Below are 23,472 nucleotides of genomic sequence, written 5' to 3'. Positions count from 1 at the left end.
GCGCAAGGAGGAACCTAATGAATGACATGCCTGTCATCCGCATGCTGAACACGGCCGCATCCATCCAGACCGGAGACGTTTTAATCCCGTTTGGCATCGACGAAGCATACGCCCGGCTGGCGGCGCGGGAAACAGAAGCGGTGCCGCCGCTGGTCCATCTCTGGAGGCACCGGCGGGCGATGGTGTTGGGAGCGCAGGACGCCAAGCTGCCGAATGCAGCGCTGGCCGTCCGACTGCTGCGGGAGCGGGGGTGCCAGACGGCTGTCAGACACTCGGGCGGAGCGGCGGTTCCGCTCGACGGCGGGGTGGTGAACCTGTCTTTGGTCATGCAGGCGCCTGCCCATGATCTCACCCCCGAACCGCATTTCGAGCGCATGGCGGCCTTGATTCGAGCGGTCCTTGGCACGACGGGACAGCGGGTGCAAACAGGCGAAGTGGAGGGAGCCTACTGTCCCGGTTCGTACGATCTTAGCATCGACGGTCTCAAATTTTGCGGGATTGCCCAGAGGCGGCTCTCGCGCGCTGTCATCGTGCAGGCGTTTGTTCTGACGGAAGGGAGCGGCTGCTCGTACGGTGAAGCGGCGCGAGACTTTTACCGGATGGCTGGAAAAGGTGCACCGGCAGACACCTTTCCCCGTGTGGTGCCGGAGCGCATGGCCAGCCTGAGCGAACTGGGCATGAGCGGGGGCGTAGACGCATTTGTCGGGCGGGTGCGGGACGTGCTGGCAGGGCTGGGAACGGTGGAGGAGATGAGCGCCTGCCCCGCCTCGCTGGAAGCAGACGCGAAACGGTCGCTTGCCTCGTTGAAGGAGCGAAACGGCAACGTCGGTTTGTTGTGAACCGGCGTTTTTTTATGTCCGCACGCGCACAGCGCATGAGACAAAACGGGACGATTTGGGAATGTGTCTCATCCGGTGCCGCTCGCTGCGGACGCGGGGATATGCGGAATAGGGAAAAATCCGCATCCGATTGCTGTTTGCACGAGACGTAAACGGCTGGCACGGTGGTTGCAATTCAGACAGGAGGCAAGAGCGGTTTTTGCTGCCGACAAATCACGATGGGAGGCGTAAGCGATGAAAGCGACACAAGCGGAAGCACAGGTACTGTCCCGCGAACAGGCGAGATGGATGTACCGCAAGATGGTGGAGATCCGGAAGTTTGAAGACGCGGTTCACCTGCTGTTCGGGCAGGGCAAACTGCCGGGTTTCGTTCATCTGTACGCAGGAGAAGAGGCGATCGCGGTAGGAGTTGGCGCCCATTTGAACCAGCAGGACAGCATTACCAGCACGCACCGCGGCCACGGTCACTGCATCGCCAAGGAATGTGACCTGAACGGCATGATGGCGGAGCTGTACGGCAAAGCCACCGGCCTGTGCAAAGGGAAGGGCGGCTCGATGCACATCGCCGATCTGGACAAAGGCATGCTCGGCGCAAATGGAATCGTCGGAGGCGGATTCCCGCTCGCCTGCGGAGCGGCGCTGACGGCCAAGCTGAAAAAGAGCGGCGCGGTCAGCGTCTGTTTCTTCGGAGACGGGGCCAACAATCAGGGAACGTTTCATGAAGGACTGAACCTGGCGGCCATCTGGAAGCTGCCGGTCGTCTTCGTGGCGGAAAACAACGGATATGCAGAGGCCACCCCGTTCACATACGCCTCAAGCTGCACCCGTATCGCTGATCGTGCAAGCGGTTACAACATGCCCGGCGTGGTCGTTGACGGCAAGGATGTGCTGGCTGTCTACCGCGCGGCGGGTGAAGCGATCGCCCGCGCCCGCAGAGGCGAAGGTCCCACGCTGATCGAGTGCATTACCTACCGCAATTACGGCCATTTTGAAGGTGATGCCCAAAAGTACAAAACAGAGGAAGAGAAGGCCGAACATCTCAACGAACGGGATGCGATCGCCCTGTTCCGCAATCACCTGCTTGCCACGCAGACGCTGACGGCTGATGAGATCAACGGCATCGAGCACGACGTGGACGCAGCCGTGCAGGCGGCGATCCGGTTCGCGGAGGAAAGCCCGTATCCGAATGCGAGCGAACTGTTGACCGACGTGTACGTGTCCTACTAAGAAAGGAGGATGAACATGACGAGAAAAATCAGCTTTTCTGCCGCTGTCAACGAAGCGATCAGGCTGGCCATGCGGGCTGACGAAAACGTCATCCTGCTCGGCGAAGACGTGGCCGGAGGTGCGCAGGTGGACCATCTGCAGGATGACGAAGCCTGGGGCGGCGTGCTCGGTGTGACCAAGGGACTGGTGCAGGAGTTTGGCCGTGAGCGGGTGCTGGACACGCCGATTACGGAAGCCGGGTTTATCGGAGCTGCGATGGGAGCCGCGGCAACCGGCCTGCGCCCGATCGCGGAACTGATGTTTAACGACTTTATCGGCAGCTGTCTCGACATGGTGATGAACCAGGGGGCCAAGTTCCGCTACATGTTCGGCGGCAAGGCGCAGGTGCCCGTCACGATTCGGACCATGCACGGCGCGGGCTTTAGCGCCGCCGCCCAGCACTCCCAAAGCCTGTACGCAATGTTTACCCACATCCCGGGCATCAAGGTGGTCGTCCCGTCCACCCCGTATGATGCCAAAGGGCTGCTGCTCGCTTCCATCGAGGACAACGACCCGGTGATTTTCTTTGAAGACAAGACCCTGTACAACACTACCGGTGACGTGCCGGAAGAGTATTACACCCTGCCGCTCGGCAAGGCGGACATCAAACGGGTCGGCAGCGACGTGACGATCGTGGCCATCGGCAAGCAGGTCCACACGGCGCTGCAGGCGGCGGAGCGACTGGCCCAAAAAGGCGTCGAGGCAGAAGTGGTGGACCCGCGCACGCTTTCGCCGCTGGACGAAGACACCATCCTCGCGTCGGTCGCCAAGACCAATCGCCTGATCGTGGTCGACGAAGCCAATCCGCGCTGCAGCGTGGCGACCGATATCGCGGCCTTGGTGGCGGACAAGGGCTTCGATACACTGGATGCGCCGATCAAGCGGATCACCGCGCCGCATACTCCGGTGCCGTTTTCGCCGCCCCTGGAGGAGTTGTATCTGCCTTCGCCCCAGAAAGTGGTGGAGGCCGTCTCGGAACTGATCGGTGACGCGTCCATCGCGGCGGTGACGTAATCGCTGCCCGATGGCGGAAAAGCCCGCTGGCCGTCCTGATCGCGGGAGTGAGCGGGACCGGTACATGGTTGTTTGCCCAGGAGCATTCGGTTCGGTGCGGCAGCCGCGCCGGGTGCTCCTGGCTCGTTTTTGGGTGACGTCGAAGCAGGGGGAGGAGAGATCAGCATGGCACATGAAGTGATTATGCCCAAACTGGGCATGGCGATGGTGGAGGGGACCGTCATCGCCTGGAAAAAACGAGTGGGCGATGCCGTGAAAAAGGGGGAGGGCATCGTCGAGATCAGCTCGGAAAAAATCGAGATGGAAGTGGAAGCACCGGCCGATGGCGTCCTGCTGCGCATTGACGTAGCCGAGGGGGGTGTCGTTCCCTACGGTACCGTGCTGGGTGTGGTAGGCCAACCAAACGAGACGATAACAGAGGTGCCGGCAGCTGGTGCTGCACAGGTGGAAGCGGCCGCTTCGCTGGCGGCTGCAGAGCCGGTGACGACTGCGACTGCCGCGCCGGGAGCACCGGCGACAGGAAGGACACCGGCGGCAGGTTCGGCCCTGTCGCGGGAAGGCGTCAAGATTTCGCCAGTGGCCCGCAAAATGGCCGAAGAGGCTGGACTGGACTACACGCGCATCGTCGGATCGGGTCCGCAGGGACGCATTACCAAGGAGGATATCGAGGCGGCGCTGGCGGCGCGGGAAAACGCAGCAAACGCGTCGGCCGGACAGGTTGACGCGGAGCCGGTTGGGACAATGAGCGCCGAACGCATTCCGGTGGCGGGCATGCGCAAGGTCATTGCCGAGCGGATGAAACACAGCCTGATGCAGAGCGCCCAGCTCACCATAACGATGCATGCCGATGTGACCGACTTGCTGCGGATGAAGGAACAAGTAGCTGGCGAGCTGCAGGAGCGCTGCGGGGTGAAGCTGACCGTCACCGATTTGATCGCCAGGGCGGTCGTGCTGGCCCTGTCCCGCCACAAGGACATGAACAGCGCGTTTCTCGGCGATCACATCGAGCGGTACGAGGAGATTCATCTGGGCATTGCCGTCGCTCTGGAAAAAGGACTGGTGGTGCCAGTCATCAGGCGGGCCGGGACGCTGTCGCTGGCAGAACTGTCCGGAACAATCAGGTCGCTGGTGGATCGCGCCCGCCAAAACCAGCTTGCGCCGGATGAGATGAAAGGCTCCACCTTCACCATCACCAATCTGGGCGGATACGGCGTGGACACCTTTACCCCGATCCTCAACCCGCCGGAGACGGGGATTCTCGGTGTCGGGGCCGCAAAGGATACGCCTGTCTTTGTCGGCGACGAACTTGTGCGGCGAAGCATGCTGCCGCTCTCGCTCACCTTTGATCACCGGGTGCTTGACGGCGCTCCGGCAGCGGCATTTCTGGCGACGGTGAAGCGCTATCTGGAAGAGCCGTACAACCTGCTGCTTTAGGGAGGACATCACATGCAAAACGTTGCGATTATTGGCGGAGGTCCGGCAGGGTACGTGGCGGCAATCACCGCCACGCGCCTGGGGAAACGGGTGTTTTTGATCGAAGAAAAGGAATTGGGCGGCACTTGTCTGAACGAAGGCTGCATGCCGACCAAAGCGCTGCTGGAGTCGGCAGAGATGTACCAGCATGTTCAGCGTGCCGGCCGCTTTGGCATTGACGTGCCGGCGGAAGCAACAAGCGTCAACTGGAAAAATGTGCAGGCGTACAAGCAGGGCATTGTGCGCAGGTTGACCAGCGGGGTTCATCACTTGATGAAGAAAAACCAGGTGCAGGTCATCCGCGGGAGGGCGTCCTTCATCGACGAGCACCGGCTGCTCATTGAGCGGAGTGACGGTGAACAGCGGCTGGAAGCGGACCGCTTTCTCATCGCCAGCGGCTCGGAGCCGATCGCCCTGCCGTTTGCGCCGTTTGACGGCGAGTGGGTCCTGCACAGCGGTCATGCCATGTCGCTTGACGCCGCCCCGCCCGTCCTGCTGATCGTGGGCGGCGGCGTGATCGGCTGTGAATTTGCTTCGCTGTACGGGCGGATGGGGAGCAGCGTGATCGTCGTCGAAATGGCAGACCAACTGCTGCCTGGCGAAGACGCAGACATCGCCGCCGTCCTGGAGCGGGGATTGAGGCAAGCGGGGGTCACCGTTCATTTGGGCAGCCGTGTGGAAGCGCTGGATCACGCGACGAAAACAGCGCGGGTGCGTACACCGGAGGGGGTGATCGAAATTGCCGCAGAGGCTGTTCTCGTGGCAATCGGGCGCAGGCCCCGGGTGGCCGGTCTGGGGTTGGAACGGATCGGGGTGCGCGTCACTTCGCGCGGGGTCGAGGTGAACGAGCGGATGCAGACCAACCTGCCGCACATTTTCGCGGCGGGCGATGTGATCGGGGGAATTCAGCTCGCGCACGTGGCGTTTCATGAAGGAGAGGTGAGCGCCGTCAACATCTGCGGAGGGGACCGCAGCGTCGATTATCGCGCAGTGCCACGCTGCATCTACACCTCGCCGGAAGTGGCGTCGGTGGGACTGACTGAGCGGCAGGCGCGGGAAACGTACGGCGAGATCCGGATCGGCGAGTTTCCCTTTGCGGCCAACGGCAAGGCGCAGATTTTGCAGGAGACAGCCGGCAAGGCAAAAGTCTTGATCGAACCTCGCTATCATGAAATCGTGGGCATTTCCCTGGTGGGACCGCGGGCTACTGAGTTAATCGGTCAGGCTTCGCTGATGCTGCACACGGAAATGACAGCCGAGGCGGCGGAAACCCTGATCGCGCCCCATCCGACACTGTCCGAAACGCTCTGGGAGGCAGTTCGGGGCGGGATCGGCCAGGCTGTCCATGCATGACGTCAGGCAGGTATCGCTGCCGGGCGGGCATTGCGGTGTCTCGCTATCTTTTGTTCCGCCTCGTTCCACCTTTCCGGTATAATAGAACTACGTACACATGGTCGGCAAAGAGGTGGAACCGTGCCTGTTCAACCTGATTACTTTCAGAAGTACCAACATGCGGATATTGAAGAACTGGCGGACATCATCGGGGATCTGTTGCAAAACCCGATCACGATCGAAGACGCCGACCACAGGCTGATCGCCTACAGCTCCCACGGCGAAAGCACCGACCAGGCCCGTTGGTCGACGATCATGGGCCGGCGGGTGCCGGAACACGTGCTGACCCGGTTGTGGAAAGACGGGGTGTTTCAGGAGCTTTTGACCAAGGACGACCCCGTGCACATCCCGGCAAAAGACGAGGTGGGGCTCGGCAAGCGGGTGGCGATTGCGATTCGCCGCGGCAGCGACGTGCTGGGATACATCTGGGCCCAGGAAGTAAACCGCCCCTTGACCGAGGAAGACGACGAAATATTGCGACAGGCGGCGCGGGCAGCGGTGACCCGGCTGGTGCAGCGGCAGGGAAAGCGGAAGGCGGAGGAGCGGCGGCGCAAGGAGTTTCTCTGGGAGTTGTTGTTGGGCAATCACACCAGTGACGCGCTGATTCGGCAAAAAGCGGAAAGCCTGCAGATGAAGCTGCCTTCCTCCTACCTCATCTGCGTCATCGAGGCGGCCGGAACGGGGCTGGAGCAGTACCTCTACCCGCTTTTGATGCGCGACAAGCTGCTGTGGGTGGTGGATGACGGACAGATCGTGCTGCTGATCGGTCTTTTCGGTCGAGGCAAGGAAGGGAAAGACGAGCTGCTGCGCAAAACCGAGCAGTTTCTGGCCGACTCGCTCAGCAAGCTGGTGACCCACGTCCGCGAAGGCCAGGTGACGGCCGGTTACGGCTGCGTCTACAGGGCCTACCCCGACATCGTAAAAAGCTACCGGGAAGCGCTCCACGCGGTTCGGGTAAAGCGGCTGTTTCCGCGTGAGACAGAAGGAATTCACGGGTACCACGAACTGGGCATCTACCGCTACCTGCTGAAACTGAAGGAGTGGGACGAAGAGCAGGGCTACCAAAACGACCGGCTGGCCCGGCTCAAGGCGTATGACCGGGAAAACCAGACTGCGCTGATGGAGACGCTGGAGACGTACCTGGACGCTGCCGGCCGGTCCAACGTCACCGCCCAGCGGCTGCACATCCACATCAACACGCTTGGGTACCGCCTGCGCCGGATCGAGGAGATTCTGCGAGTCGACCTGGAGGACATGAATCAGCGCGCCGCGTTGTATCTGGAACTGAAAATGGATAAGTTGGACCAGGAACGCTAGTTCGTTTGTGAAAATTCACAAACAGAGCGGCAAAAGATTAAGGGAATCCCCAAGGAAACGCGTTTTGAAAACGCTGTACAATAGCAGTAACTCGTTATACGGCGTTGCGAAGGAGGATAACCAGCATGATTGTAGGGATTCCCAAAGAGATTAAAAACAACGAAAATCGCGTAGCCATTACCCCTGCCGGCGTGGCTGCGCTGGTGCAAAACGGCCACACGGTTCGCATCGAAAACGGTGCCGGCCTGGGCAGCGGCTTTACCAACGACGATTACACGGCGGTAGGAGCGGAGATCGTCGCCACGGCAGCGGAAGCGTGGGCAGCCGATATGGTGATGAAAGTAAAAGAACCGCTTCCGTCCGAATACGGCTACTTCCGCGAAGGCCTGGTCCTGTTCACCTACCTGCACCTGGCGCCGGAACCGGAGCTGACTCGCGCCCTGATGGAGAAAAAAGTGGTGGCGATCGCGTATGAAACCATTCAATTGGACAACGGTTCACTGCCTCTCCTGATGCCGATGTCCGAAGTGGCCGGCCGCATGTCCGTGCAAATCGGCGCGCAGTTCCTGGAGAAACCGTACGGCGGCAAGGGCGTGCTGCTCGGCGGCGTACCTGGTGTGCAAAAAGGTGAAGTGGTCATCATCGGCGGCGGCATCGTCGGCACCAACGCTGCCAAAATGGCAGTCGGTCTGGGCGCCAACGTCACGATTATCGACGTGAATGCTGATCGCCTGCGCCAACTGGATGACCTGTTCCAAGGTCGCGTGCAAACCCTGATGTCCAATTCGTTCAACATCGCCAACGCCGTGAAAAAGGCGGACCTGCTCATCGGCGCCGTGCTCATCCCTGGTGCCCGTGCACCTCGCCTGGTGACGGAAGAGATGGTCAAAACGATGGCACCGGGCTCTGTGATCGTCGACGTGGCGATCGACCAGGGCGGTTCCATCGAAACGATCGACCGCATCACCACGCACGACAACCCGACCTACGAAAAACACGGCGTGATCCACTACGCGGTTGCCAACATGCCGGGCGCGGTGGCGCGCACTTCCACGCTGGCACTGACCAATGTGACCGTGCCGTACGCTGTGCAGCTTGCCAACAAGGGCTACCGCCAAGCGATTCTGGACAACCGCGCGCTGGCCAAAGGGGTCAACGTGATCGAGGGGAACGTGACCTACAAGGCCGTCGCCGAAGCGCACAACCTGCCGTACGTCTCTATCGACGACGTGCTGCTGGTGAAAAACTGACCGGGCCGGGACGATCCCAGCCGACACAGCAAAACCGTGACCAACTGCCTGCCCTGCCAATCGGGGCAGGCAGTTTTTTTGTCGGGAGATCGGGTTTAAGAGAATACAGGCATAGGGAATGAGGATACTAGTTGCTAGAGGGGCCGGCTGCCTGCAGACGGGAGGAGTAGGAACCGAAACAGCCGTCTGCTGCCAATGGACCAGGGTCTATCCTCGTATCGCGGCAGAAGTTTTTCCGTAACCGAAGGGAAAGGGTACTTCTCTCGTAGTGCGCACCCTTTTGCAAATATGGTATGCTACTAGGCAGTAGAACGAGTGAGGAGTGCAGTGATGTATCAACTGGTCAAAAAATTCCTGTTTAAGATGAGCGCAGAAGAAGCGCATGAGAAGACCATACACCTGCTCCGGTCAGTGGAAAACTCCGCACCGGGCAAAAGCATCCTGAAGATGGTGTATCAGTTCCGCGACGAACGTCTGGAGACAACGCTCTGGGGCATTCGCTTTCCCAATCCAGTCGGCCTGGCCGCCGGATTTGACAAAAACGCCGAAGTCTATCACGCGTTGGCTTCGCTGGGCTTTGGATTCGTGGAAGTGGGCACAATCACGCCGCAGGGACAACCGGGCAATCCGCAGCCGCGGCTGTTCCGCCTGCCGGAGAAGCAGGCGGTCATTAACCGCATGGGGTTCAACAATTACGGCGCCTACACCGCCTCGCAAAACCTGTTGGACTACGCCTATGCCGACATCCCGATCGGCATCAACATCGGCAAGAACAAGCTGACGCCCAATGAAGAAGCGGCTTCCGACTACAGCAAGTGCCTGGACCTGCTCTATTCGTACGGCCATTATTTTGTGATCAACGTCAGCTCGCCCAACACGCCCAACCTGCGCGACTTGCAGGAGGCCAACAGCCTGCGGTCCATTCTCCGCGAAGTGAAGGCCAAGGCGGCCGAACTGGAGATGCGCGGCGCCAAGGCGAAGCCGATCCTGGTGAAGGTATCGCCCGACATGGCGGACGAGCAGATGAGTGACGTGGTCAGGGCCGCGGTGGCCGAAGGGGCGGCCGGCATCATCGCCACCAACACCACACTGTCCCGTGATGGGGTGGAAAACCACCCGTACGCAGAAGAAGCGGGCGGCTTGAGCGGAAAGCCGCTGGAGGAGCGGTCCACCGCCTGGGTGAGAGAAATTTACCAGGAAGTGGGGGACAAGGTGCCGATCATCGGAGTGGGCGGCATCTTCACCGGTGACGACGCCTACCGCAAGATTCGCGCCGGCGCCAGCCTGGTGCAGGTGTACACGGGAATGATCTACCGCGGGCCGGGTATTGCGCGGCAGATTAACAAACGGCTGGTGCAGCTGTTGAAGAAGGACGGGTTTGCCCGCATCAGCGACGCGGTAGGCGTGGACGCACGATAGATAGCGCACCTCGGAGACGATTCTCCCCTCTTTTGCTTTCGCGGGGGCTCGTTTATAATGGACGCAAACGTCCAAGATGGAAAGGAAAAAAACCGAATACAACGGAGCTAGGTGCCCTTATGCGGATAAGGGGTAACAGGGAATCGGGTGAAAATCCCGAGCGGTCCCGCCACTGTAACCAGGGAATTCTCTTTTGACAGGCCACTCGCCGCTCGCCGGACGGGGAAGGCAAAAGAGCGTGATGATCTGGAAGCCAGGAGACCTACCTAGCTGCCGCACCCAACAGCCTTCGAGGAAAGGAGAGGTGAGCCCAGGCAGTACGACTGTTTTGTTTGAGGAAGTAGTCGTCTATTCACATTGCGCAAAGCTCATCCGGCCGGATGAGTTTTTTTCTTGGACGTTGGATGTCGAACCAGATAGGGAGAGGATGCTCGATGAGCCGTTCGCGTTCGTTGATGAGCGGAATGCTTGTGACGGGATTTGTCCTGTACTTTCTGCTGAATGAGCCGGAGACCGGACACGCCATGCACATCATGGAAGGCTTTTTGCCGGTGGAGTGGGCGCTGTTCTGGTGGGCCGCGTTTCTGCCCTTTTTCCTGCTGGGCCTGCGCTCCATCAAGCGGCTGGTCCAGGATAACCCCGAGTTGAAGCTGCTGCTGGGGGTGGCGGGGGCGTTTGCCTTTGTTCTGTCCGCATTGAAAATTCCGTCTGTGACCGGGAGCAGTTCCCACCCGACCGGGACCGGCCTGGGAGCCATCCTGTTCGGTCCGCTGGTCATGTCGGTGCTGGGCACCTTGGTGCTGCTGTTCCAGGCCCTGCTGCTCGCCCACGGCGGCTTGACCACGCTGGGGGCCAACGCGTTTTCCATGGCAGTGGTCGGGCCGTTTGTGGCCTACGGGGTGTATCGGCTGGTGCTGCGGGCCAACGGCGGCCAGCGGGTGGCAGTGTTTCTGGCGGCTGCCCTGGCCGACCTGACCACGTACGTGGTGACGTCACTGCAGCTGGCGCTGGCGTTTCCGGCAGCATCCGGTGGTGTCGCCGCCTCGTTCGCCAAATTTGCCGGCATCTTCGCGCTGACGCAGGTGCCGCTGGCCATAAGCGAGGGACTGCTGACGGTGCTCGTCTGGAACTGGCTGCAGTCGTACAATGCAAAAGAACTGTCGCAACTGCCGCTGCTCAAACGGGAGGGGATGTAAGTGAAACGCTGGTCAAACCGGGTGCTGTTGCTGCTGGTGGCGTTGTTGGCCGTGCTGCCGCTGATATTGGTGAAAGATTCGGAGTTTGGCGGAGCGGACGGCGCGGCGGAAGAAGCGATCAAAGAAGTGGCCCCCGACTATGAGCCCTGGTTCCAGCCGCTTGTGGAGCCGCCGGGCGGCGAGACGGAAAGCCTGCTGTTTGCCGTGCAGGCCGCGCTGGGCGCCGGATTTATCGGATATGCAATCGGCCTGTACCGGGGTCGGTTGAACAACGGCAAAGAACAATGATCGACCAGTTGGATACGCTCGCCTACACCAACCGGCTGCGCCGCCTGTCCCCCGGCTGCAAGCTGCTGTTTGCCGTGGCGCTGATGTTGATCGTCCTGGTCAGCCATCCGCCCGTGCAGATTGCCGCCTTTGTCTGGATCAGCATCTGGATTGTCGCCTACGCCCGCATTCCCTGGCGCGTCTACCTGGTCGGGCTCGTTCTCGCATGTTCGTTTCTGGCCGCGGGAATGCCGGCCCTGTTGGTGGAAGCGGCGCCTTCGTCCGGGTGGAGCAGCGGCGCCAATGTCCTGGCCGCCTGGCAGTGGGGAGGCTGGGTGATCTATGTGACCACGGACGGCGTCGCCCGGGCAGTGACCCTCATGTGCCGTTCCCTCGCGGCACTGTCCTGCTTGTATTTCGTGCTCTTTACCGTGCCGTTTGCCGAACTGCTCCAGGTGCTGCGCCGCATCGGCCTGCCGGCGGTGCTGACCGATCTGGTGATGCTTATGTACCGTCTGGGGTTTGTGTTTCTGGAAACGGCAGCCTGGCTGCGGACCGCGCAAATCGCGAGGGGCGGCTATCAGGGGATTCGCGCGGCGCTCCGCGACACCGGCAGGTTGGTCAGCCGGCTGTTTGCACGTGCGATGCTCCGGTATCGGCAGCTGTACCTGGGCATGATGGCGCGAGGTTTCACGGAGGACTTTCGCGTCGTCAGCCTGTCAACACATGTCCGCTCCAAGCGGCACGAACGGGAGGCACTGGTCGGATGCGTGCTGCTGGCGGCATGGGAATGGTGGATCGGAGGATGAGACGTGACAACGCATGTGCTTGAGTTTGCCGATGTGCATTACACCTATCCGGGCGCCGCTCAGCCTGCGCTCAACGGCGTGACAATGGCCGTGCCGGCAGGCCGGCGATGTGCGCTGCTCGGCCGCAACGGCTGCGGCAAGTCGACGCTGTTTTTGCATGCAAACGGCATTTTTCGCCCGCACAAGGGACAGGTCCTGTGGAAAGGCGTGCCGATCAGTTCGCGGCGGGCAGATCTGCAGGCGCTCAAACGAAACGTAGGGCTTGTGTTTCAGGACCCGGAGCAGCAGTTGATCGCTGCCACTGTCGCCGAGGATGTGTCGTACGGGCTGTGCAATCTCCATCTGCCGGAAGCGGAGATCAGGGAAAAAGTGCGGCGGACACTGGAGGCATTCGGCCTGAGCGAGTGGGCTGACACTCCGGTGCATCATCTGAGTCTCGGCCAGAAGCGGCGGGTGGGCCTGGCCGGCGTGATGGTGATGGAACCGGAACTGCTGCTGCTGGATGAGCCGACGTCCTACCTGGACCCGTGGCAGACAGAGGCCTTTGTCCGCCAGTTGGAGCGCATCCACGCAGCAGGCACGACGATTGTAATGGCGACGCATGACCTGGATTTCGCATACGCCTGGGCGGACTGGGTGTTTGTGATGGATGCGGGGCGGCTTGTGCTGGCAGGGGAGCCGGAGCGTGTCTTTGCCCGTCGGGACATCCTGGAGGTTTTGCAGTTCAAACGGCCCGCCGTGCTGGAACTGTGGGAATCCCTTCCCGGCCATGTGAAAGAACGGCTCGGCCCCGGCCTGCCCAAGACGACGGGCGAGCTGGCGGAGCGGCTGCGTTTGTTGTAGCGTTGTTTGCCCCTTATCCGCGTCGCGTTTTGGAGTGGACGCATTCGACTACTTTGCTGGTTGTCAAGAGAGCGAGCGGGCACCATCACACATGACTGATTTTGCCTGCAAACAAACTGAGACCGAGGCACAATGCCTCGGTCTTTTTGTTGCTTCTGTATTTGCGGCGGATTCGGTTTCTCGCGGTTCCAGATTGGAGGATTGCCCGAGCGCTTGGCTTACAGATCGTAGTACAGTTCGTATTCCTTCGGATTGACGGTGCGCTCCACTTGTTGGATTTCGTCGCGCTTGAGGGCGATCCAGGTTTCGATCACGTCGTGAGTGAAGACGCCGCCCTCCAGCAGGAAGTCATGGTCGCGTTCCAGCGCGTTCAGCGCTTCTTCCAGCGAGCCGGGTGCGCTCTTGATCTCATGTTTTTCTGCATCGGTGAGGTCGTAGATGTTGCGGTCAACCGGCCCGAATCCCAGTTCGCGCGGATCAAGCCCGCGCTTGATTCCGTCCAGACCGGCCATCAGCATGGCGGCAAAGGCCAGGTACGGATTCGCCGTGGAGTCCGGGGTGCGAAACTCGATGCGAGCCGCTTTCGGCGTCATGGCAGCCACCGGGATGCGGATGGCAGCGGAGCGGTTCCCTTTGGAGAAGACCAGGTTGACCGGCGCTTCATAGCCGGGCACCAGCCGTTTGAACGAGTTGGTGCTCGGATTGGTCAGCGCAATCAGGGCCGGGGCGTGATACAGGATGCCGCCAATGTAATAGAGCGCCATTTGGCTCAGGTTGGCGTAGCCGCCTTTTTCGTAGAAGAGCGGTCGCTCGCCGTCAAACAGGCTTTGATGCACGTGCATGCCGCTGCCGTTGTCGCCGACGATCGGTTTCGGCATGAAGGTGGCCGTCTTGCCGTGTTTGGCCGCCACGTTGCGGACGATGTACTTGAACAGCAGCAGGTTGTCAGCCGTGCGCGTCAGGGTGTCAAAGCGGAAGTTGATTTCCGCTTGCCCGGCAGTGGCCACCTCGTGGTGATGGCGCTCCACTTTCAGGCCGGCTTGGGTCATGAGTGTGCACATCTCATTGCAGATGTCCACCTGTGTGTCAGTCGGCTGCACGGGGAAGTAGCCGCCCTTGTTGCGCACCTTGTAGCCGAGGTTTTGCCCTTCCTTCCCGGTGTTCCAGAATGCTTCCTCGGAGTCGATATGGAAGAAGGAACCGGACGGTCCGGAAGCGTAGCGGACGTTGTCAAACAGGAAAAATTCCGATTCCGGCCCGAAGTAGGCGTCGGTGGCCAGGCCTGTCTGTTTCAGGTAGCGTTCCGCCTTCAGGGCGATGCCGCGCGGGTCGCGTTCGTAGGGTGTGCCGTCGGGATTGTAAATGTCGCAGACGATGTTCAGCGTTTTCGCTTCGACAAACGGGTCGATAAATGCGCTGGCGGGGTCGGGCATCGCCACCATGTCGCTGTCTTCGATGCCTTTATACCCAACCAGGCTGGAGCCGTCAAAGGCGACGCCGTTGAGGAAGGTCCCTTCGTCAACCGCATAGGCGGGGATGGTCACATGATGCTGGCGGCCGGACAGGTCGACGATGCGAAAGTCAACATATTCGATGTTTTCTGATTCAATCAGGGAAAGAACTGATTTCATATCCATTTTGATCACTCCACGACGAATATTCTTAGGTGAAATTTGTGTTAATGTTCGATTTTTAATTTCATATTAGCGATTATAGTGTTTGGATTTTTGCGCTGTCAATAGGTTTTATGACGCATAATGTTAGGTTTTATTACATAATAGTGCGGGGTATCGCATCAGCTTCCGTTTTATTAGAATGGAGACAGACTATTTTGAACTAAGATGGGGAGGAAATGCGGATGAACGTATTGATCTTGGGAGCAGGTGCGGTGGGCGGATATTTTGGCGCCCGATTGGCGGAAAAGGGGGAAAATGTTACCTTCCTCGTGCGAAAACGTCGGCAGGAACAGCTGTTGAAGCGGGGCCTGCGCGTACATAGCGTGCACGGCGACATTCATCTCGACCAACCGCAGTTGATCGTCGCAGGTGAAGAAGCAGGGCCGTTTGACGTGGTGATCTTGTCCAACAAGGCCTATCATCTGGACGACAGCCTGGAGTCGATTGCTCCGTACGTGGGCGAACAGACGGTGGTGGTGCCGCTCTTGAACGGGATTGCCCACATGGAGCAGTTATGGGCGCGTTTTGGACGGGAGCGGGTCCTCGGCGGTCTCTGTTTTATCGAGACGACGCTGAACGAGGATGGCGATGTGGTGCAGACCAGCCCGACGCACGAAGCGGTGTTCGGCGAGTGGGAAGGCGGGCGAAGCGAGCGGGTGGACGCGATCGAACGGGCTTTTGAGGGGACGGCGGCCACGATCAGGGCGAGCGCCAACATCCAGCGCGACATGTGGCACAAGTACCTGTTCATCACCACCTTGTCGGGCATGACCACGCTGATGAACGCAGCGGTAGGGCCGATCCGCGATGCCGTCTACGGGATGGAGCTGACGCGCCAACTGGCCGAAGAGGCGGCCGCCGTGATGCGCGCGCTGCATGCCCCGATCGACGAAGACATCGTCGAGAAGCAGATGAAGACGTTTCAAAATCTGGGCTACGGAATGAAGTCCTCGATGCTGCGCGACATGGAAAAAGGGCTGCCGGTGGAAGCGGATCACCTGCAGGGCTACCTGCTGTGGCGGGCGGAGGAACTGGGTGTGGCCGCGCCGCTGCTCAAAGTTGTGTACAATAATCTGAAGGTTTACGAACGGAAGCGGGAAGCAGGCAAATAAGGTATAATAGTAACGGTTTATTTATTTCGAGAGGAGGGGTACACATGGAAGTGATCAAGATTTCCCCCCGCGGATACTGTTACGGCGTCGTGGACGCCATGGTGCTGGCGCTGAAAACGGCGCAAAATTTTGACCTGCCCCGACCGATTCACATTTTGGGGATGATTGTACACAACGCCCACGTCGTTGAGGCGTTTGAAAAACTGGGTGTAAAGACGCTGGACGGCGAAGACCGGCTGGCGCTGCTCGACAAGATTGACAAGGGGACGGTGATCTTCACCGCGCACGGCGTTTCCCCCGAAGTGCGGAAAAAGGCGCGTGAAAAGGGCTTGACCGTGGTAGACGCCACCTGCCCGGACGTCACCAAGACCCATGACCTGATCCGCGAAAAAGTGGCGGACGGGTATCACGTCATCTACATCGGCAAAAAAGGGCATCCGGAGCCGGAGGGAGCCGTCGGCATTGCTCCCGACAGGGTGCATCTGGTGCAGACCGTGGACGAGATCGAGGCGCTGAATCTGCCCGTCGACAAACTGATCGTGACCAACCAGACGACGATGAGCCAGTGGGACGTCAAACACCTGATGGACGCGATCATCAAACGCTTCCCGCAGGTGGAGGTCTACAACGAAATCTGCCTGGCCACACAGGTGCGCCAGGAGGCAGTCGCGGAACAGGCCGGAGAGGCCGATCTCTGCATCGTCGTCGGCGACCCGCGCAGCAACAACTCCAACCGGCTGGCGCAGGTGGCGGAAGAGATTGCCGGCGTGCCGGCCTACCGCATCGCTGATTTGTCCGAATTGAATCTGGAATGGCTGAAAGGAAAGAAAAAGGTGGCGGTCACGTCCGGTGCGTCCACGCCGACGCCGTTGACCAAAGAGGTGATCCAGTTCCTGGAGCAGTACGACGAGACAAAGCCGGAGACCTGGGAGAAAAAGCGGACAGTCAACATGGAGAAAATCCTCCCGGCAGTGAAGCAGTAAAGCGGGCCGCTGCCGCCGGAGACGAGAACTGTCACCACAAGAAATTACCGCGTTTCCGACATCTGAACCCAAGCGCAATTTGGCCGAGGAGACGAGCAGGCACGCTCGTCTCCTCGGCCAGAACCAAAGGAGAGCTTATGTCTGAAGCACTGACCAGTCAAGCGAGCGACGAACGCGGGGCACAGCGCATCCACCTGAACGCATTTTACCTGTTTGCCTACTACGGATTCGGCTCGTTTTTTCCGCTCATTACCCAGTACTACGATTCGATCCGCCTGACCGGAACGCAGATCGGCGTGATCAGCGCCGTGACACCGGTGATCTCCATTGTGACACAGCCGCTGTGGGGCATGATCTGCGACCGCTTTCACATCCGCAAGCAGGTCCTGATGCTGACCCTGGCAGCAGCGGGGGCGATCGGGCTGCTGTTTCCCGCCGTTTCCACGTTTGCCTGGGTGTTTTTGCTCTACATCGCCATGTCCGTGTTTCAAAGTGCGGTCGTACCCGTGTCGGACAGCCTGGCACTGGGGTATGCGAAACGGCACAACGTCCAGTTCGGCGACATTCGCATGTGGGGCGCAGTCGGGTTTGCCCTCGCCGCCTTTCTGACCGGGTTGGCGGTGGAACAATGGGGGCCTGCCGCCATTTTTTACTCGTACTGTGGCGCCTACCTGATCGCCTGCCTGTTTCTGCGCCGGATTCCGGAACACACGGATGCGGCGCCGTTTACCGTGAGTGTGTTCAAGGGACTGACTCAGCTGATCCGCCTGCCGCGGTTTGTCCTGTTTCTCGCGGCTACCTTTTTTATCTTTGGGACGATCAATGCCCATAACATCTGGTTTTCCCTGTACTACCAGCACATCGGGGGAACGGTGGCCGGCGTGGGTCTGGCCTTTCTGCTCTTTGCCGGCAGTGAGGCGCCGTTTATGAAAGTCGCCGGTTACTTTGTGCGCCGCTGGGGGCTGGAGCTGACCATTCTGCTTTCGAGCACGGTCTCCGCCCTGCGCTGGCTCTGGTACAGCACGGCTCCCGACACGACCTGGGTGATCGCCCTCTTTTTCATCCAGGGGCTCTCCGTCGGATGTTATCTGGCCACGGCAGCGCAGTTCGTGCGGGAAAACACGCCCGCTTCCCTGCAGGTGACCGCGCTTGCCATCTACGCTTCCATCGGCAACGGTCTGGGCTCGATGACCTGCAACCTGGTGGGCGGATGGATCAAGGACACGTTTTCCATCCTGGAGACGTACCTGTTTTTCGGTCTGGCCTCGGTGGCCGGACTCATTCCGCTGCTGATCATCCGCTTTGGGCCGTGGAAGCACGCTTCGGCCGAGCAGCAGGAACAGTTCGCGTCAGGACAGCTTAGTCGATAATCAGCAGTCCCTGATACCCTGTTTCCGGATAACCGGGCGTATCCGAGACAAACGGATAGCGCCCTTTTTTGCTGGCCGTAAACTGGAGCGTCGTCGACTGGCTCGGTTTCAGATCGGCGGAAGAGATGTTCAACTCGCGAATCACCAGGTTGTGGGGACGGGTGTCCGTGTTGACGACCGTCAGGGAAACGGTCTCTCCCTGGTGAAAGACGAGCCGGTTGGGCAAAAAGCCGGCGCTGGCAATGGTGACGGTTTGCACGCGTTGGGCCGCGACCGGGGAGGTATTTATGCGGTAGTGGTCATGCAAGGCTAATAACCCCGATATCAGCGCCAGCGCGATAAACGGATAGCGAAGCTGCCTGAAACGGTGACGAGTCATTACACTTCAGCTCCTTCGCGTGTGCATGATCTGTGCTGTTACTATTATCCTGTCCTGGCCTGGGCGGGGATAAACACAGCGATGGTGCGCAGATGATGGCTGATCCGAGCGCGAAAAAAGCCCTTCTCCCAACATGATGTCGGGATCAGGGCTTTTGCTGTATTGTCCATGCTTGCCGACGATCATTTCGATCGCTTCGCCGGTGTTGGCATCAATCATCACGTGAACATCAGCGTTCACGTATTGGTTCCTGCCGGGCTTCCCGTTTCTCGGCATCTCCACGCCGTGGAAGGTCACAATCCAGACGGGAACGCCTTGTCCATGCGCATCCGTCAATCGCGCCAGCGCCATCGTCACCTTCTCGGCAGTCGTTGCGCGTGAGGAACCAATGAATCGCTTCGCCGCTGCAAGCGCAGTGTTTTCATCCACTTTTGCCGCTTCATCCAATGCCTGGACGTTCAATCCGTTGTCGACAAACGTGCGGCTTTCTGCCAGTCGCTGAACCTCGGCGGCATACACAGCCGTTCGCTCCTGTCCCGGATCGGGGGAAGAAGCGGTCAGCTGTGCTGCGGCAGCCGATGTGATTCCAACCGCAGCGACAATGACGGCACTTGCTGCGAATCCGAAAGGTTTTTTCAAGAAGCCATCAACTCCTTTTTATCGCTCGGATGTCCCGCTCTAGCCGGGATTTTTGCGGTAAGGTGAGCGGAGAAGAATCCTGCCTTTCCTGCTTTCCAGCAACATTCGCTGACGCTCCACGATGTACCTGTCCAGTTCCTGGCTTACACGCAATACAGCACAATCCGTCAACGATCCTTTTTGTTTGACAATCTCATTCAGTTGTTTTTGGAGGTTCTCAATGATTTGCGAAACGTCTTCGTGATTTTTGGCGCGCCAGCCCTCCATGTCCGAATGCCTCCAAGAATTGATAGTGCGATTCCATTTCCTTCCTTTACTGTACCTACTATTTACCAAATGTCACCAACTTCACTTTTTAGAAAACGTTCGACATTTTTATACACTGATATAAGGAAAAATAATTTTTATTGATTTGAATTTATTTTCTGTTTATAATTTCTTTTAAATAGTAATGTTTGGAAATGGAGTGTTATAGTTGGAAAGGAACCTGCCACGAAGGAAAACCCTCGGAGATCTGTTATCTCTTTACCGTAAGCAAAGCGGGGTTTCTTTTTCGGAAGTGGAAGCACAAACTGGTGTGACCAAAGGGGCACTTTATAAGATTGAAAGCGGGGAAACGAAGCGGCCGGAATACAAAACAGTTAAGGCGTTAGCGGCTGTCCTGCCTCATCCCTATGAAAAAATCATTGAATATTACGTGGAAGACGAACAACGGTCAGAGACGTTATATGAAATCCTGCAGGATGTCATGCAACGAGGCAGCAGCATTTCGCTGTTGGAAAAAGTGGCCGTCAAGTTCCTGCAATCTCCCCAGACAGACACCTACACAGCGTTGGAACGGCTGTATCACCTCGCTGACACCACCACCAATACCGAGCTCAGCCTGCCGCTTTTCAACACCATTGTCAAATACGCGAGAGAACACGGAATCCCACAGTATATTGCCAAAGGGCTGCTCAAAAAATATCTGATTGAAAGGTATGATTTGAAGCGGTTGGACGATTCGTTCCGAGTTGGCGAAGAAATCATGCATTATATCGACTTTTTAACCCGAGAGGAGCAGACAATTTATTATTTTAGGATGGCGCTCCATGCCCACAACATCCAGCAATACAAACGGTGTATTGAATGTTGTGAAGCGGGCCTTGCGTTGAATACGGCTGACACGGAACTGGCAGCCAGAGCGTATTTGGCCATGATCAACTCATTGTATAGTTTGGGGGAATACGACGCTGTTGAATCCCACTTGTGTTTGTTTGAAAGGTTTGATTATGAATTTGTTACGGAAGCGGCCAAGCTTACCCGTGCGATCGTAAAAGCACGGAAAAAAGAGTATGATGTGGCTGTTCCCATGCTGAAAGAGTGTTTACGCGAGATTAGCCCGGATTCTCGCATTCATGTTGTGATTGAACTGCTGGACATTTATCTGCAGACGAACAATCACCATGAAATTGCCGAGCTGCTGAGAAAGGAAAAGGAAATCCTGCCGGAGAATCCACAGACACCCTATAAGCATCTGTCGATTGGAAGATACTATCGCTACAAGGGGGCGTTTCAGATACAGACAGGCTCCCTCGATGAAGGGATTGACAGCTATATTAATGGTTTGAGCGCCTACGGAGAGGTGAGCGCCTACCAGGAAATAACCGAATGTATGACTGACATTCTGTCACAGTTCGATAAGTTGAAAAAATCAATTGATATACAATATGTGGAAAAAATGAGAGGTTGTATGGTAAAATTGATAAAAAAAAGCAAAGGAGAGATGTGTAAGAATGAAAACATTGAAGACATTGACTGTATTAGCCCTGTTTATTGTTGTATTTATGAATGATCAGCCCATACAAAAAGAGGGGGGGGCCAGCGCTGACGCATTGTATACGAGAAATATCCAGCCACATGTATATGACCCGGGGCATTAATTAATAAATAAAAATTATTTGTAAGGGGAGCCACGTGCTCCCCTTTCTTGCTTCCTGGCGATCCTTACGCGGTCAGATCCCGCACCAGCGAAACCGCCATGTACGCAGCAACGCCCCAGATGAGAAAGGCGGAGGCGACGTTGAGGGCGCGCAGCAGCCGGCCGGACGAGTCAAGTCTGCCCGCCATCCGTCCGGCCAGCGCCAGTCCGAAAAACCATAGCCAGGAGACGAGAATGCAGGCGGCGGCGAATCCCCACTTCGCCGCTCCGGCATAGCCCAGCGAGCTGGTGCCGATGACGCCGATCGTGTCCAGGATCGCGTGCGGATTCATCAGCGACACCGATGCGGCGAACATCACCTGGCGTTTCGGCGGGAACTGCTCCGCCTCCTGCGTCTCGGCAGAGGGGCGGCTTCGCCAGGTGAGGATGCCCATGTAGATGAGAAAGCAGACGCCCCCGGCATAGAGGATGGTTTTCAGCCAGGCAAAGGTGAGCACCGCCAGCGACACGCCCAGCACGGCCAGCAGGATCAGGAGCGTGTCGCAGACGGCTGCGGTCAGGACGACAGGCAGCGCCCGCCACAGCGTCGGCTGGGCCGCCCCCTGATTGAAGACAAAGACATTTTGCACGCCGAGCGGCAGGATTAATCCGAATGCGAGCACAAATCCGTGCAACGCGGCTTCCCACATGCGAAAAGCTCCTCCTTTTGCGGTGTATCTCATGGCTTCCACAGTAAGACAAATCGGGCCGTCTGTCTCCAGCCAATTGGTTTGGCAGCGACCCGACCAATTGGCTACAATAGGGGAAGCATGAAGACCGGAGGAGGGATCGCGATGGTGCCGACGATTGACTGGAAGCCGGACAGGGCGTCGGATGTGCCGATCTACGCCCAGATTGTCGCCTACATCCGGGAAAAAATCGCCACCGGCGACTGGCCGGTCAAAAGCAGACTGCCGACGCAGCGGGCCCTGGCCGAGGCGTTTGGCGTCAACCGGAGCACGGTGGTGACGGCGCTGGACGAACTGAAGGCGGAAGGGCTGATCGAAGCGGTCGTGGGCAGCGGCACCGTGGTCAGCAACAACACCTGGTCGCTGCTGGCGTCCGCCCCGCCTCCCGATTGGCTGAGCTACGTCCAGGCGGGCGAACATCCGCCCAATCAGCCGACCATCCAGGCCATCAACCGGCATGAATACGATCCGCAGATCATTCGGCTGGGCACGGGGGAACTGTCGCCCGACCTGCTGCCGTCTGCCGGCATGGCGGAGATTATGGGACGATTGGGCGGACAGATTGCCCAGCTCGGCTATACGGAACCCAAAGGGCTGAAGTCACTGCGGCAGGCGATCAGCGCCCACCTGCGGACGCGCGGCATCGACGCTCCGCCGTCGTCCATTCTCGTCGTGTCCGGTGCACTGCAGGCGCTGCAGCTTATCTCGCTGGGTATTTTGCGCCAAGGCTCGGCCATATTGCTGGAGCGCCCTTCCTATCTGTACTCGCTGCCGGTGTTTCAGTCGTCGCGCATGCGGCTGACGGGCGTTCCGCTGGACGAGGAAGGGATTCGTCCGGATGCGCTGGCACGGCTGAAACAGGCTCACCAGGCCGCTCTGCTCTACACCATACCGTCCTTTCACAATCCGACCGGCAGCCTGATGTCGGAGAGACGGCGGCAGCAGGTGCTGGCCGTCTGCGAACGGGAGCGGCTGCCCATCCTGGAGGATGACGTCTACGGCGAACTGTGGCTGGACGAGCCGGGGCCGCCTCCGCTGAAGGCGCTCGACCCCAACGGGCTGGTCCTGTACGTGGGCAGCCTGTCCAAATCGCTCAGCCCCGGGCTGCGGATTGGCTGGGTTGTCGGGCCGGAACCGGTTGTCGAACGACTGGCCGACGTGAAAATGCAGACCGATTACGGAGCCAGCGCTCTGTCCCAGCTGGTGGCGGCGGAATGGCTGAGCAGCGGCCTGTACCAACGCCATCTGCAAACGGTGAGGGAGGCGCTTCGAGCGCGCAGGGCGTGCGCGTGCGAGTCGCTCAGGCGCTGGTTTGCCGATCTGGCGGAATGGCGATATCCGCAGGGCGGCTTTTACATCTGGCTGCGGCTGCGCCGGGCGGTGTCGATGCGGACTCTCTTTTCGCGGGCGCTGGCCGAGGGCATTCTGCTGAATCCGGGCTACATCTATGACGGCACGGACGACTGCCACCTGCGCCTCTCGTACGCATACGCCGATAAGCAGCAGATGGAGCGGGCGCTTCACCGCCTGTCCCGATTGATCAGAGAGATGATGTGACCGTCGGCAGAGCAGCGAGCGG

22 protein-coding genes and 1 riboswitch are annotated in these 23,472 nt (G+C 59.0%); of the genes, 17 read left to right on the top strand and 5 right to left on the bottom strand.

Features of this window, described 5'->3' with window-relative positions; translation table 11 throughout:
- The first annotated feature begins 17 nt into the window (after positions 1-17).
- The 12 genes from KDN35_RS12970 (at position 18) to KDN35_RS12915 (ending at position 13,085) form a co-directional block, all read left to right on the top strand.
- Positions 18-839, top strand: coding sequence for a lipoate--protein ligase family protein (locus KDN35_RS12970; protein WP_171566795.1), 822 nt, complete (start codon positions 18-20; stop codon positions 837-839).
- 234 nt (positions 840-1,073) lie between these two features.
- On the top strand, positions 1,074-2,066 hold the full coding sequence (locus KDN35_RS12965) for a thiamine pyrophosphate-dependent dehydrogenase E1 component subunit alpha (protein ID WP_212132889.1): 993 nt from the start codon (positions 1,074-1,076) through the stop codon (positions 2,064-2,066).
- Positions 2,067-2,081: 15 nt separating this feature from the next.
- A complete protein-coding gene (locus KDN35_RS12960) occupies positions 2,082-3,119 on the top strand; it encodes an alpha-ketoacid dehydrogenase subunit beta (RefSeq protein WP_171566797.1) in 1,038 nt (345 codons plus the stop codon).
- A 165-nt stretch (positions 3,120-3,284) separates the two neighbouring features.
- Entirely contained in the window at positions 3,285-4,553 is a 1,269-nt protein-coding gene (locus KDN35_RS12955; RefSeq protein ID WP_212132888.1) for a dihydrolipoamide acetyltransferase family protein, read from the top strand.
- Positions 4,554-4,565: 12 nt separating this feature from the next.
- Entirely contained in the window at positions 4,566-5,945 is a 1,380-nt protein-coding gene (gene lpdA / locus KDN35_RS12950; protein ID WP_171566799.1) for a dihydrolipoyl dehydrogenase, read from the top strand.
- A gap of 120 nt (positions 5,946-6,065) precedes the next feature.
- The gene (locus tag KDN35_RS12945) at positions 6,066-7,301 is read left to right on the top strand and encodes a PucR family transcriptional regulator (protein WP_171566800.1); all 1,236 of its coding nucleotides are present in this window, start codon (positions 6,066-6,068) and stop codon (positions 7,299-7,301) included.
- 125 nt (positions 7,302-7,426) lie between these two features.
- Complete coding sequence (gene ald / locus KDN35_RS12940; RefSeq protein WP_171566801.1) at positions 7,427-8,551, top strand: alanine dehydrogenase; 1,125 nt, start codon at positions 7,427-7,429, stop codon at positions 8,549-8,551.
- Positions 8,552-8,881: 330 nt separating this feature from the next.
- Positions 8,882-9,970, top strand: coding sequence for a quinone-dependent dihydroorotate dehydrogenase (locus KDN35_RS12935; protein WP_171566802.1), 1,089 nt, complete (start codon positions 8,882-8,884; stop codon positions 9,968-9,970).
- Between the two features lie 92 nt (positions 9,971-10,062).
- A riboswitch (cobalamin riboswitch) is annotated at positions 10,063-10,254 on the top strand.
- A 150-nt stretch (positions 10,255-10,404) separates the two neighbouring features.
- The gene (locus tag KDN35_RS12930; protein WP_212132887.1) at positions 10,405-11,166 is read left to right on the top strand and encodes an energy-coupling factor ABC transporter permease; all 762 of its coding nucleotides are present in this window, start codon (positions 10,405-10,407) and stop codon (positions 11,164-11,166) included.
- A complete protein-coding gene (locus KDN35_RS12925; protein WP_212132886.1) occupies positions 11,167-11,454 on the top strand; it encodes an energy-coupling factor ABC transporter substrate-binding protein in 288 nt (95 codons plus the stop codon). It begins immediately after the preceding gene.
- On the top strand, positions 11,451-12,242 hold the full coding sequence (cbiQ, locus tag KDN35_RS12920) for a cobalt ECF transporter T component CbiQ (RefSeq protein WP_171566805.1): 792 nt from the start codon (positions 11,451-11,453) through the stop codon (positions 12,240-12,242). Before KDN35_RS12925 ends, cbiQ begins: the two co-directional genes overlap by 4 nt.
- Positions 12,243-12,245: 3 nt before the next feature.
- Positions 12,246-13,085, top strand: coding sequence for an energy-coupling factor ABC transporter ATP-binding protein (locus KDN35_RS12915; protein WP_212132885.1), 840 nt, complete (start codon positions 12,246-12,248; stop codon positions 13,083-13,085).
- Positions 13,086-13,303: 218 nt separating this feature from the next.
- On the opposite strand, the gene glnA is transcribed toward KDN35_RS12915, so the two are convergent.
- Positions 13,304-14,722, bottom strand: a complete 1,419-nt coding sequence (gene glnA / locus KDN35_RS12910; RefSeq protein WP_212132884.1) for a type I glutamate--ammonia ligase — start codon at positions 14,720-14,722, stop codon at positions 13,304-13,306.
- A gap of 221 nt (positions 14,723-14,943) precedes the next feature.
- On the opposite strand from glnA, the gene panE reads away from it, so the two are divergent.
- The 3 genes from panE to KDN35_RS12895 all read left to right on the top strand — a co-directional run bounded on the left by panE (position 14,944) and on the right by KDN35_RS12895 (position 18,226).
- Positions 14,944-15,873 carry a 2-dehydropantoate 2-reductase gene (panE, locus tag KDN35_RS12905; protein WP_212132883.1) on the top strand — a complete coding sequence of 310 codons (930 nt, stop codon included), beginning with the start codon at positions 14,944-14,946 and terminating at the stop codon, positions 15,871-15,873.
- A gap of 44 nt (positions 15,874-15,917) precedes the next feature.
- On the top strand, positions 15,918-16,856 hold the full coding sequence (locus tag KDN35_RS12900; RefSeq protein WP_212132882.1) for a 4-hydroxy-3-methylbut-2-enyl diphosphate reductase: 939 nt from the start codon (positions 15,918-15,920) through the stop codon (positions 16,854-16,856).
- A 137-nt stretch (positions 16,857-16,993) separates the two neighbouring features.
- Positions 16,994-18,226, top strand: coding sequence for an MFS transporter (locus KDN35_RS12895; protein WP_212132881.1), 1,233 nt, complete (start codon positions 16,994-16,996; stop codon positions 18,224-18,226).
- Here the strand turns inward: KDN35_RS12895 and KDN35_RS12890 are convergent.
- Genes KDN35_RS12890 through KDN35_RS12880 form a run of 3 tightly spaced genes read right to left on the bottom strand, consistent with a single transcriptional unit; the run spans position 18,216 to position 19,511 of the window.
- Entirely contained in the window at positions 18,216-18,605 is a 390-nt protein-coding gene (locus tag KDN35_RS12890; protein ID WP_171566811.1) for a cupredoxin domain-containing protein, read from the bottom strand. The genes KDN35_RS12895 and KDN35_RS12890 overlap by 11 nt on opposite strands.
- Before the next feature lie 6 nt (positions 18,606-18,611).
- On the bottom strand, positions 18,612-19,244 hold the full coding sequence (locus KDN35_RS12885) for a hypothetical protein (RefSeq protein ID WP_212132880.1): 633 nt from the start codon (positions 19,242-19,244) through the stop codon (positions 18,612-18,614).
- A gap of 39 nt (positions 19,245-19,283) precedes the next feature.
- Entirely contained in the window at positions 19,284-19,511 is a 228-nt protein-coding gene (locus tag KDN35_RS12880; RefSeq protein ID WP_212132879.1) for an aspartyl-phosphate phosphatase Spo0E family protein, read from the bottom strand.
- A 208-nt stretch (positions 19,512-19,719) separates the two neighbouring features.
- Here KDN35_RS12880 and KDN35_RS12875 point away from each other — a divergent pair, with 208 nt between their 5' ends.
- Positions 19,720-21,078 carry a helix-turn-helix domain-containing protein gene (locus tag KDN35_RS12875; RefSeq protein ID WP_249179086.1) on the top strand — a complete coding sequence of 453 codons (1,359 nt, stop codon included), beginning with the start codon at positions 19,720-19,722 and terminating at the stop codon, positions 21,076-21,078.
- Between the two features lie 152 nt (positions 21,079-21,230).
- Here KDN35_RS12875 and KDN35_RS12870 read toward each other — a convergent pair whose 3' ends face one another.
- Positions 21,231-21,854: a LysE/ArgO family amino acid transporter gene (locus tag KDN35_RS12870; RefSeq protein WP_212132878.1), complete on the bottom strand. Its 624-nt coding sequence runs from the start codon at positions 21,852-21,854 to the stop codon at positions 21,231-21,233.
- A 147-nt stretch (positions 21,855-22,001) separates the two neighbouring features.
- Between KDN35_RS12870 and pdxR the strand changes: the two genes are divergently transcribed.
- Positions 22,002-23,450 (top strand): MocR-like pyridoxine biosynthesis transcription factor PdxR, encoded by a 1,449-nt coding sequence (gene pdxR, locus KDN35_RS12865; RefSeq protein ID WP_212132897.1) that lies wholly within the window; start codon positions 22,002-22,004, stop codon positions 23,448-23,450.
- Positions 23,451-23,472 lie beyond the last annotated feature (22 nt).

The sequence above is a fragment of the Brevibacillus sp. NL20B1 genome (assembly GCF_018195675.1).
GTDB lineage: Bacteria > Bacillota > Bacilli > Brevibacillales > Brevibacillaceae > Brevibacillus > Brevibacillus aydinogluensis.
The sequence above is the reverse complement of the archived record's forward strand: the minus strand, read 5'-3'. Positions and strand labels throughout refer to the sequence as shown.